4 protein-coding genes and 3 rRNA genes are annotated in these 12,290 nt (G+C 65.1%); 6 read left to right on the forward strand and 1 reads right to left on the reverse strand.

Annotation, left to right across the window (positions count from 1 at the left end; genetic code table 11):
- The first annotated feature begins 49 nt into the window (after positions 1-49).
- The 6 genes from tyrS to ABD249_RS11085 all read left to right on the forward strand — a co-directional run bounded on the left by tyrS (position 50) and on the right by ABD249_RS11085 (position 11,483).
- Entirely contained in the window at positions 50-1,339 is a 1,290-nt protein-coding gene (tyrS, locus tag ABD249_RS11060; RefSeq protein ID WP_425546321.1) for a tyrosine--tRNA ligase, read from the forward strand.
- Between the two features lie 863 nt (positions 1,340-2,202).
- Positions 2,203-3,726: ribosomal RNA gene (locus ABD249_RS11065) — 16S ribosomal RNA — on the forward strand.
- A 403-nt stretch (positions 3,727-4,129) separates the two neighbouring features.
- Positions 4,130-7,250 (forward strand): 23S ribosomal RNA (locus tag ABD249_RS11070).
- Positions 7,251-7,345: 95 nt separating this feature from the next.
- Positions 7,346-7,462, forward strand: a 5S ribosomal RNA gene (gene rrf / locus ABD249_RS11075).
- The 16S, 23S and 5S rRNA genes sit together here, the layout of an rRNA operon.
- Before the next feature lie 1,625 nt (positions 7,463-9,087).
- Entirely contained in the window at positions 9,088-10,503 is a 1,416-nt protein-coding gene (locus ABD249_RS11080; protein ID WP_344343498.1) for a hypothetical protein, read from the forward strand.
- Positions 10,500-11,483, forward strand: coding sequence for an HAD-IIA family hydrolase (locus ABD249_RS11085; RefSeq protein ID WP_344343500.1), 984 nt, complete (start codon positions 10,500-10,502; stop codon positions 11,481-11,483). Before ABD249_RS11080 ends, ABD249_RS11085 begins: the two co-directional genes overlap by 4 nt.
- A gap of 18 nt (positions 11,484-11,501) precedes the next feature.
- Here ABD249_RS11085 and ABD249_RS11090 read toward each other — a convergent pair whose 3' ends face one another.
- On the reverse strand, positions 11,502-12,239 hold the full coding sequence (locus ABD249_RS11090) for a phosphotransferase (RefSeq protein WP_344343502.1): 738 nt from the start codon (positions 12,237-12,239) through the stop codon (positions 11,502-11,504).
- Positions 12,240-12,290: the final 51 nt, after the last annotated feature.

Genomic DNA, 12,290 nt, shown 5'->3' on the forward strand with positions numbered 1-12,290 from the left:
CTTGACGTCGCGCGGCGCGAGCGACGCCCGGATGGCTACGCTGGAGCACGTGCACACGGCGCCCACGCAGCTCGATCCGTCCTTCGAGACCGTCTGGGACGAGCTCGTGTATCGGGGGTCCGTGCACGTCTCGACCGATGCCGACGCGCTGCGCGCCGCGCTCGGGGGCGAGCCCATCACGTTCTACTGCGGCTTCGACCCGACGGCGCCGAGCCTGCACCTCGGCAACCTCGCGCAGCTGGTCGTCATGCGCAGGCTGCAGCTCGCCGGCCACCACCCCCTCGGCCTCGTCGGCGGATCGACCGGGCTCATCGGCGACCCGAAGCCCACGAGCGAGCGGCAGCTCAACGCGCGCGAGACCGTCGCCGAGTGGGTGTCGTACCTGCAGCGGCAGGTCTCGCGCTTCCTCGTCGCCGAGGGCGAGAACCCCGTGCGGCTCGTCAACAACCTCGACTGGACGGCGCCGCTGTCGACGGTCGACTTCCTGCGGGAGGTGGGCAAGCACTTCCGCGTCGGCACGATGCTGCGGAAGGACGCGGTCGCCGCGCGCCTCGAGTCGGACGACGGGATCTCGTACGCCGAGTTCAGCTACCAGGTGCTCCAGGGCATGGACTACCTCGAGCTCTTCCGCACCTACGGCTGCACGCTGCAGACGGGCGGCTCCGACCAGTGGGGCAACCTGACGGCGGGGACCGAGCTCATCCGCAAGGCCGAGGGTGCGCACGTGCACGCGATCGGGACGCCCCTCATCACCGAGCCCGACGGGCGCAAGTTCGGCAAGAGCGAGGGCAACGCGATCTGGCTCGACGCGAACCTCACGACGCCGTACGCGATGTACCAGTTCTGGCTCAACCAGGACGACGCCATCGTGGTGCAGCTGCTGAAGGCCTTCACGTTCCTGACGCGCGAGCGCATCGACGAGCTCGCGATCGCGGTGGCCGACGCGCCCTTCCGGCGCGAGGCGCAGCGGGTGCTCGCGACCGAGGTGACCGCCTACGTGCACGGGATCGACGCGACGCGGCAGGCGGCCGAGGCGTCGGCGGCCCTCTTCGGCTCCGGGGACCTCGCCGCGCTTGGGGTCGACACGCTCGCGGCGGCGATCGCGTCGCTCGAGACGGTGACGGCGCTGCCCGATGCACCCGTGCTCCAGCTCCTGCAGGAGTCCGGCCTCGTCGACACGCTGTCGGAGGGACGCCGTGCGATCCAGCAGGGCGGGGTCTCGGTCAACAACCAGCGGATCGAGGACGACGCCGCGACCCTCGAGGGCCGACTGCTCCATGGCAGGTACGCCGTGCTGCGCCGCGGCAAGAAGTCGCTCGCCGGCGTCGACGCCGGCTGATCCGTGCCCGACGGCGGCTCGACGCCGTCTCGCCACGACGCCTCCAGGGGGCCCCGCATCGTGCGGGGCCCCCTTCGTGCATCGTGCCGAGATGGCGTCGTCCGCCCGACTGCCCAGCGATGGCGCGGATCACGAACCTGGGAGTGCGCTGCGACACGCCCGGGATCGGCTCGATTTGGGGAGGGGCGGGGTCGGCAACGTATTGTTCTAACTCGTCACCCCAAAGGTGCCGGGCCCGGAAGGGCCCAGGCCCTCAAGAGGGACCACCTCCACGCAGAGCCGGCCAGCAGGTCTTGCACTTCGGTGCCGCTGCTCGTACAGTGGAGAGCCACTCGACGCTGGTCGCAGTCCCTACCGGGTTCACACCCGGGACGGAGCGCGACACGCCGGATTTGATCCGCTCGAGTCGAGATGCTAACTTTCTCAAGTTGCCATCTCGAGCCGAGAGCGCGGCGCACTTCGCAAGAAGCGCGACACGCCGGATTTGCTCCGACGAAGCCGAGATGGTAGCTTCTACAAGTTGCCACCTCGCCTCCAGCGAGTCGCACGGACAGCAGGCATCGCCCGCTGGACTGCGGCAGGCCGGATTTGCTCCGGCCGAGCCGAGGTGCTAACCTTTACAGGTTGTCATCTCGCGGAGAGTCGCGTGGCAACCAGCAGGGCCTCGATGCAATCCCGGAAGGGTGCGGTCGAGAGCGCCCGATCCTTGAGAACTCAACAGCGTGCACAATGTCAAATGCCAAATAACCTCGGCGCATCCTCGGATGCGAAGAGATTCCTTTGGACAAACAAGATTGTCAGTGACAATCATTTGTCAGATTCAAACTCGCTGTCGCCGGCTTGCCGGTGACATGCAAACATTCTTTACGGAGAGTTTGATCCTGGCTCAGGATGAACGCTGGCGGCGTGCTTAACACATGCAAGTCGAACGGTGAAGGAGGAGCTTGCTCCTCCGGATCAGTGGCGAACGGGTGAGTAACACGTGAGCAATCTGCCCCTGACTCTGGGATAAGCGTTGGAAACGACGTCTAATACCGGATACGAGCTGAGAAGGCATCTTCAGCAGCTGGAAAGAACTTCGGTCAGGGATGAGCTCGCGGCCTATCAGGTAGTTGGTGAGGTAACGGCTCACCAAGCCTACGACGGGTAGCCGGCCTGAGAGGGTGACCGGCCACACTGGGACTGAGACACGGCCCAGACTCCTACGGGAGGCAGCAGTGGGGAATATTGCACAATGGGCGAAAGCCTGATGCAGCAACGCCGCGTGAGGGACGAAGGCCTTCGGGTTGTAAACCTCTTTTAGCAGGGAAGAAGCGAAAGTGACGGTACCTGCAGAAAAAGCACCGGCTAACTACGTGCCAGCAGCCGCGGTAATACGTAGGGTGCGAGCGTTATCCGGAATTATTGGGCGTAAAGAGCTCGTAGGCGGTCTGTCGCGTCTGCTGTGAAAACCCGAGGCTCAACCTCGGGCTTGCAGTGGGTACGGGCAGACTAGAGTGTGGTAGGGGAGATTGGAATTCCTGGTGTAGCGGTGGAATGCGCAGATATCAGGAGGAACACCGATGGCGAAGGCAGATCTCTGGGCCATTACTGACGCTGAGGAGCGAAAGCGTGGGGAGCAAACAGGCTTAGATACCCTGGTAGTCCACGCCGTAAACGTTGGGAACTAGATGTGGGGACCATTCCACGGTCTCCGTGTCGTAGCTAACGCATTAAGTTCCCCGCCTGGGGAGTACGGCCGCAAGGCTAAAACTCAAAGGAATTGACGGGGGCCCGCACAAGCGGCGGAGCATGCGGATTAATTCGATGCAACGCGAAGAACCTTACCAAGGCTTGACATATACGAGAACGCACTGGAGACAGTGAACTCTTTGGACACTCGTAAACAGGTGGTGCATGGTTGTCGTCAGCTCGTGTCGTGAGATGTTGGGTTAAGTCCCGCAACGAGCGCAACCCTCGTCCTATGTTGCCAGCACGTAATGGTGGGAACTCATGGGATACTGCCGGGGTCAACTCGGAGGAAGGTGGGGATGAGGTCAAATCATCATGCCCCTTATGTCTTGGGCTTCACGCATGCTACAATGGCCGGTACAAAGGGCTGCAATACCGTAAGGTGGAGCGAATCCCAAAAAGCCGGTCTCAGTTCGGATTGAGGTCTGCAACTCGACCTCATGAAGTCGGAGTCGCTAGTAATCGCAGATCAGCAACGCTGCGGTGAATACGTTCCCGGGCCTTGTACACACCGCCCGTCAAGTCATGAAAGTCGGTAACACCCGAAGCCGGTGGCCTAACCCTTGTGGAGGGAGCCGTCGAAGGTGGGATCGGTAATTAGGACTAAGTCGTAACAAGGTAGCCGTACCGGAAGGTGCGGCTGGATCACCTCCTTTCTAAGGAGCATCTGGTCGAGAAATCGATCCAGGGCCACTTCGGTCGCACACGTCGACCGGTGGTTGCTCAAGGGTGGAACATTGACATTGGCGCTCCTCGAGCGCTGCTGCTTCCCAGTACGTCCGGCTTGCCGGAAAGGAACAGAGGCGCAGCTCAGAGGGAGCGCATGCACGCTGTTGGGTCCTGAGGGACCGGACGCAGTCGCTTCGGCGACTTCGGACAGACCCTCGGACCGGCATGAACCGATCATCGATCGTGGGAGTGTCGGTACCGACCGTATGTTGAGAACTACACAGTGGACGCGAGCATCTTAGAGCTCTGGGCCTAGCCCAGATGTTCTGATCAATTATTAGGTGCACCTGCTTGTCAGGTGCTTCCGATAACCAACAATACTCATGTTGTGATCAAGTCTTTAAGAGCAAACGGTGGATGCCTTGGCATCTGGAGCCGATGAAGGACGTAGTAATCTGCGATAAGCCTCGGGGAGCTGATAAACGAGCCCTGATCCGAGGATCTCCGAATGGGGAAACCCCGCTGGGCGGCGTGCCGACCCAGTGACTCCCGCCTGAATATATAGGGCGGGTAGAGGGAACGTGGGGAAGTGAAACATCTCAGTACCCACAGGAAGAGAAAACAACCGTGATTCCGTTAGTAGTGGCGAGCGAAAGCGGAAGAGGCCAAACCGATCATGTGTGATAGCCGGCAGGCGTTGCATGGTCGGGGTTGCGGGACCCTTCACGTTGGTCTGCCGACCGACAAGCGTTACAGCGCAGTATAGACGAAGAGCTTGGAAAGGCTCACCATAGAGGGTGACAGTCCTGTAGTCGAAATGCTGTTATGGCGCGAGGGGGATCCCAAGTAGCACGGGGCCCGAGAAATCCCGTGTGAATCTGCCAGGACCACCTGGTAAGCCTAAATACTCCCAGATGACCGATAGCGGACAAGTACCGTGAGGGAAAGGTGAAAAGTACCCCGGGAGGGGAGTGAAATAGTACCTGAAACCGTTTGCTTACAAACCGTCGGAGCAGCCCTAGTAGCTGTGACGGCGTGCCTTTTGAAGAATGAGCCTGCGAGTTAGCGATATGTGGCGAGGTTAACCCGAGTGGGGTAGCCGTAGCGAAAGCGAGTCTGAATAGGGCGATTCAGTCGCATGTCCTAGACCCGAAGCGAAGTGATCTATCCATGGCCAGGTTGAAGCGAGGGTAAGACCTCGTGGAGGACCGAACCCACTTAGGTTGAAAACTGAGGGGATGAGCTGTGGATAGGGGTGAAAGGCCAATCAAACTTCGTGATAGCTGGTTCTCTCCGAAATGCATTTAGGTGCAGCGTTGTGTGTTTCTTGCCGGAGGTAGAGCTACTGGATGGCCGATGGGCCCTAAAAGGTTACTGACGTCAGCCAAACTCCGAATGCCGGTAAGTGAGAGCGCAGCAGTGAGACTGTGGGGGATAAGCTTCATAGTCGAGAGGGAAACAACCCAGACCATCAACTAAGGTCCCTAAGCGTGTGCTAAGTGGAAAAGGATGTCGAGTTGCTTAGACAACCAGGAGGTTGGCTTAGAAGCAGCCACCCTTGAAAGAGTGCGTAATAGCTCACTGGTCAAGTGATTCGGCGCCGACAATGTAACGGGGCTCAAGCACACCACCGAAGTTATGGGATTCGCGCAACAGCTCGGCAGCCACTTGATGGCTGTCCAGGCGTGCGGATCGGTAGGAGAGCGTCGTGCAGCGAGCGAAGCGGCGGTGGAAACCAGCCGTGGATGCTGCACGAGTGAGAATGCAGGCATGAGTAGCGAAAGACATGTGAGAAACATGTCCTCCGAAAGACCAAGGGTTCCAGGGTCAAGCTAATCTTCCCTGGGTAAGCCGGGACCTAAGGCGAGGCCGACAGGCGTAGTCGATGGACAGCAGGTTGATATTCCTGCGCTGGCGAAGAACCGCCCAAGTCAATCCAGTGATGCTAAGAGTCCGAATCCTCGGAACCGATCCCTTCGGGGTGAAGTCCTTGGGCTAGCACTCGACCCTATGCTGGTGCGGCTAGCGTATTAACAGGTGTGACGCAGGAAGGTAGTCGAACCGGGCCGATGGTTGAGTCCGGGCAAGGTCGTAGGGGTGAAGATAGGCAAATCCGTCTTCTACATTCCCCGAGAGCCGATGCCGAACCCTAGAGGGAAGTCGACGATCCTATGCTGCCTAGAAAAGCATCGACGCGAGGTTCAAGTCACCCGTACCCCAAACCGACTCAGGTGGTCAGGTAGAGAATACTAAGGAGATCGAGAGAATCGTGGTTAAGGAACTCGGCAAAATGCCCCCGTAACTTCGGGAGAAGGGGGGCCTGAGGCGTGATGGAACTTGCTTCCTGAGCGTTTGACGGCCGCAGAGACCAGTGGGAAGCGACTGTTTACTAAAAACACAGGTCCGTGCTAAGTCGCAAGACGATGTATACGGACTGACGCCTGCCCGGTGCTGGAAGGTTAAGAGGAGGGGTTAGCGCAAGCGAAGCTCTGAATTTAAGCCCCAGTAAACGGCGGTGGTAACTATAACCATCCTAAGGTAGCGAAATTCCTTGTCGGGTAAGTTCCGACCTGCACGAATGGCGTAACGACTTCCCAGCTGTCTCAACCGCGAACTCGGCGAAATTGCACTACGAGTAAAGATGCTCGTTACGCGCAGAAGGACGGAAAGACCCCGTGACCTTTACTACAGCTTGGTATTGGTGTTTGGCGTGACTTGTGTAGGATAGGTGGGAGACTGTGAAGCTTGGACGCTAGTTCAGGTGGAGTCATCGTTGAAATACCACTCTGGTCACTCTAGACATCTAACTTCGAACCGTGATCCGGTTCAGGGACAGTGCCTGGTGGGTAGTTTAACTGGGGCGGTTGCCTCCCAAAAAGTAACGGAGGCGCCCAAAGGTTCCCTCAACCTGGTTGGCAATCAGGTGTCGAGTGTAAGTGCACAAGGGAGCTTGACTGTGACAGTGACAACTGGAGCAGGGACGAAAGTCGGGACTAGTGATCCGGCAGTGGCTTGTGGAAGCGCTGTCGCTCAACGGATAAAAGGTACCTCGGGGATAACAGGCTGATCTTGCCCAAGAGTCCATATCGACGGCATGGTTTGGCACCTCGATGTCGGCTCGTCGCATCCTGGGGCTGGAGTAGGTCCCAAGGGTTGGGCTGTTCGCCCATTAAAGCGGCACGCGAGCTGGGTTTAGAACGTCGTGAGACAGTTCGGTCCCTATCCTCTGTGCGCGTAGGAAGTTTGAGAGGATCTGACCCTAGTACGAGAGGACCGGGTTGGACGAACCTCTGGTGTGTCAGTTGTTCCGCCAGGAGCACCGCTGATTAGCTACGTTCGGGATGGATAACCGCTGAAAGCATCTAAGCGGGAAGCCGGCCTCAAGATGAGACTTCCATGCCTTCGGGCGAGAGGCCCCCAGCCAGACGACTGGGTTGATAGGCCGGATGTGGAAGCGGGGACTAACGACCCGTGGAGCTGACCGGTACTAATAGGCCGATGACTTGATAACTCATCGCATGAGCGATGCTTGCGTCCACTTTGTGGTTCTCGATGGACGGTCGAGAACAGGAATCCGCTAGGATTCGACTGAAACATCAATAGTGTTTCGGCGGCCATAGCGTGAGGGAAACGCCCGGTTACATTCCGAACCCGGAAGCTAAGCCTCACAGCGCCGATGGTACTGCAGGGGGGACCCTGTGGGAGAGTAGGACACCGCCGGACTTCTTTTTCGAAAGGGGCCCCAGCCATGATGCTGGGGCCCTTTTTGCTTTCTCAGGAGGAATGCAGTGGCTGACAGCTCGGACCGCGACCGTCGACGTGATGGATCGCCGACTGGAGGCCGGCCCTCTGGAGGTCGCCGCGACGACAGCAGCCCTCGTCAGCGCGAGGATCGCCCCGGCGGCCCGCGCCGCGACGGCGACCGTCGCTGGTCGTCGGAGAGTGGTGGCACTCGAGGTGGCGCACCGCGTGACGGAGAGCGTCGCCCGCCGCGTGACGGCGAGCGTCGTCCGTTCCAGCAGCGCGACGACCGTGCTCCGCGACGTGACGACGATCGTCGTCCGCCGCGTGATGGTGAGCGTCGTCCGTACCAGCAGCGGGACGACCGTGGCCCGCAGCGTGACGGGGGCTCGCGTCCCTTCCAGCAGCGCGACGGCGGCTCGCGTCCGTATCAGCAGCGTGATGACCGCGCTCCGCGTCGTGATGACGATCGTCGTCCGCCGCGTGATGGTGAGCGTCGTCCGTTCCAGCAGCGTGACGACCGTGGCCCGCAGCGTGACGGGGGCTCGCGTCCCTTCCAGCAGCGTGACGGTGAGCGTCGTCCGTTCCAGCAGCGCGACGACCGTGCTCCGCGTCGTGACGACGATCGTCGTCCGCCGCGTGATGGTGAGCGTCGTCCGTTCCAGCAGCGCGACGACCGTGGCCCGCAGCGCGACGGTGGCTCGCGTCCGTACCAGCAGCGTGACGACCGAGCTCCGCGACGGGACGACGATCGTCGTCCGCCGCGCGATGGTGAGCGTCGTCCCTTCCAGCAGCGCGACGATCGCGGTCCCCAGCGTGACGGCGGCTCGCGTCCGTACCAGCAGCGCGACGGCGGCTCGCGTCCGTACCAGCAGCGTGACGACCGAGCTCCGCGACGCGACGACGATCGTCGTCCGCCGCGCGATGGCGAGCGTCGTCCCTACCAGCAGCGCGACGACCGCGGTCCCCAGCGTGACGGCGGCTCGCGTCCATACCAGCAGCGCGACGGGGGCTCGCGTCCGTACCAGCAGCGTGATGACCGTGCTCCGCGTCGTGACGACGATCGTCGTCCGCCGCGTGATGGCGAGCGTCGTCCGTACCAGCAGCGGGACGACCGCGGCCCGCAGCGTGACGGGGGCTCGCGTCCCTACCAGCAGCGCGACGACCGAGGTCCGCGACGTGACGACGATCGTCGTCCCCCGCGTGACGGTGAGCGTCGTCCGTACCAGCAGCGCGACGACCGCGGCCCGCAGCGCGACGGCGGCTCGCGTCCCTACCAGCAGCGCGACGACCGTGGCCCCCGGCGTGACGACGATCGTCGTCCGCCGCGCGATGGCGAGCGTCGTCCGTTCCAGCAGCGTGACGACCGCGGTCCCCAGCGTGACGGCGGGTCGCGTCCGTTCCAGCAGCGTGACGACCGAGGCGCGCAGCGTGACGGCGGGTCGCGTCCCTTCCCGCAGCGTGACGGCGGGTCGCGTCCGTTCCAGCAGCGTGACGACCGTGGCCCGCGCCGCGACGACGACCGGCGCCCGCCGCGCGAGGCAGCGCGTCCGGGACGCGAGGAGCACGGCTACCGCGGCATCGGCACGGGGGAGAGCTTCCAGCAGGTGCGCGACGACTTCGACGCGCCGGCGATCCCGGCCGACGTGCAGGCGAGCGACCTCGCCGGCGAGGCACGCATGCAGCTGAAGACCCTCGCGAAGGACAACGCCGACGACGTCGCGCGCCACCTCGCGATGGTCGCCCGCCTCATCGACGACGACCCCAAGGCCGCGCACGAGCACGCGCTCGCCGCGTCCCGTCGCGCCGGACGCATCGGCGTCGTGCGCGAGACGCTCGCGATCACCGCCTACCAGCTCGAGGACTTCGGGCTCGCGCTGCGCGAGCTCCGCACGTTCCGACGCATCACGGGCAGCGACGAGCAGCTGCCCCTCATGGTCGACTGCGAGCGCGGCCTCGGCCGGCCCGAGAAGGCCCTCGAGCTGTCGCGCAGCGTCGACGCCTCGACGCTGCCGACGCCCGTACGCGTCGAGCTCGCGATCGCCCGCTCGGGTGCACGCCTCGACCTCGGCCAGACGCAGTCGGCCCTCGACGAGCTGCGCATCCCCGAGCTGCAGCGCGACGTCGCCCACTCGTACAGCCCCGCGCTGTTCGCCGCATACGCGAACGTGCTCGAGGATCTCGGGAAGGCCGACGAGGCAGCCGAATGGCACGCCCTCGCCGATCGCGCCATCGACGCGCTCGAGGCGGCCGCCGATCCCGGCGAGACCGAGACCGTGCAGGTCGCGGAGGAGTGGATCGACATCGAGGGCGAGGCCTACCACCACGACGTCGACGAGACGCGCGAGCGCTCGGCTGACGACGTGACGGACGAGGACGCCGACGACCGCGCCGACGACGCCCTCGAGGACGAGCCGGTGGACGCTGCGTCGGAGCACGTGGCCGACGCTGACATGGCTGGCGCTGACGTGGCTGGCGCTGACGTGGCTGACGCTGACAGGGCGAACGTTGACGTGGACGCCGATGTGGCTGACGCGGACGTGGACGCGGATGTGGCCGACGTGGACGCCGATGCGGCTGACGCTGACGCGGATGCCGCGACCGACGCTCCCGACGCCGACCCGAGCGACGACGGCGCAGCGCAGGCCGCCGAGTCCGAGGCGGGCACCGCGGAGGAGACCGTCGACACCTCGGTCGAGGCGATCGAGGCCGAGGTCGAGGAGCTGCTCCGCGAGGAGGAGCCCGCCGACGCCACGGAGTCGGACGTCGAGTCGACCCCGGCTGCGACGTCCGCACCTGCCGCGGAGGCCGACGTCGCGCTCTTCGCGATCGACCCCGAGGACGCGGGGGAGCCGGCGCGCGTCGCCGCCGAGCCCGCCGCCGAGGCGGTGCCGATGCCGGACGCCCCCGCGCACGAGGCGGATGCGACGGACCACGAGCCGGATGCGCCGGACCACGAGGCCGACGCGCCCGCACCTGAGGCGGAGGCATCGGGCGACACGAGCGGCGAGCCGCGCGCATGACGCTGCTCGACGGCGTGGACGCCGTGCTCTTCGACCTCGACGGCGTCGTGTACGCGGGGCCGACGGCGGTGCCGCACGCCGTCGAGGCGATCCGAGCGATCGCGCAGCCCGTCCTGTACCTGACGAACAACGCCTCGCGGACCGACGCGCAGGTGGCGAGCCACCTGTCCGAGCTCGGGCTCGAGACCACCGCCGAGCAGGTCGTCACGAGCCCGCAGGCGGCGATGCCGCTGCTCGCGCGCCACGCGACGGCCGGCGACGCGATCCTCGTCGTCGGCGGCGACGGCATCACCGTCGAGCTCGAGGCGCGCGGCTACCGCGTCGTGCGGACGGCCGCCGAGGATCCGGTCGCCGTCGTGCAGGGGTTCGCCCCGCACGTCGGGTGGAAGGATCTCGCCGAGGCGGCCTTCGCGCTGCACCGCGGCATCCCGTGGATCGCGACGAACATGGACTGGACCATCCCGCAGGCCGGGGGCATCGCGCCTGGCAACGGCACGCTCGTCTCGGCCGTGCACACCGCGGTCGGGCGGATGCCGGAGGTGGCGGGCAAGCCCGAGACGCCGATCTTCGCCGCCGCGATCGAACGCGTCGGAGCGAGCTCGGCGATCATGGTCGGCGATCGCCTCGACACCGACATCCGCGGCGCGAACCGCGCCGGCATCCCGAGCGTGCTCGTGCTCACGGGCATCGACCAGGCGCGCACCGTCCTCCTCGCGATCCCCGAGGACCGGCCGACGCACATCATCGCCGACCTGCGCGAGCTGCACGCCGACTACCCCGAGACGCGCGAGACGTTCGAGCGCTCCACGGGTGCGACGTACGCGGAGGTGGGCCGCGCAGCCGTGCGCAGGCTCGGCGCCGACGTGACCCTCGTGCGAGCGGGCGAGGGTGCCGACACCCTGCGCGCGGCGGCGCATGCGGTGTTCACGGCCGACCGCGGCGCCTCGGCGCTGCGCATCGATCCCGCCCTCCTGGGCTGACGCGCGGCGGCGGACGCCTCAGTCGACCGCGTCCCACAGCGTGCGGTACCGCGCGATGCGCTCCGCGTCGGGCTCGATGCCGTAGGCGTCCCAGAAGAGGGGCTCGAACCCCTCGCCGTGGTTCCAGGCCAGCGACATCGAGGCGACCGCGAGATCCGACCAGCGGTCGGCGAGCCCGAGCCTGCCCACGTCGACCGTCGCGAGGAAGCGGCCGTCCGCGTCGACCATGGTGTTCGGCGCGCACGCGTCGCCGTGGCCCACGACCAGGTGGTCGACGTCCGCCGCCGCCTCGAGGCCGCTCGGCACGGCCACCCCGAGCGCGCGAGCAGCGCGGATGCGATCGGCGGGCAGCCACGACCAGGGGCAGTCGTCGATCGGCAGCGCGTGCAGTCGCCGAAGCCCCTCGGCGATGGCGCGCACCGCGACCTCCGGCGCCTCGCGCCACCGCTGCGCGACGGCGCTCTCGCCGGACAGCGCGTCCATGACGAGCAGCTCACCGTCGGCGACGGCCCGCCAGGCGCGCACGCGCGGTGCGGGATGCCGCTCGGCGAGCCAGCGCAGGCGCGACGCCTCGGCGCGAAGATCGGGGCCGCCCGGCGGGCTCCACTTCGCCACGACGGGCGCGTCGCCGTCGATCGCGACCGTGAGGCCGCCGCGCTCATTGCGCCACAGCAGCCGTGTCGGCCGGCCGTCGGCGAGGACGCGCACGGAGCCCGGAACAGGCGTGCCGGGCGGGGGAGCGCTCGCGAGAGGCATGCTGCGACGGTAGCGGCCGCGCGGCGATGCCCGTGCAGGCACGTTCGCCTG

Origin of the sequence: Agrococcus versicolor, from assembly GCF_039531815.1 — a bacterium.
Taxonomy (GTDB): domain Bacteria; phylum Actinomycetota; class Actinomycetes; order Actinomycetales; family Microbacteriaceae; genus Agrococcus; species Agrococcus versicolor.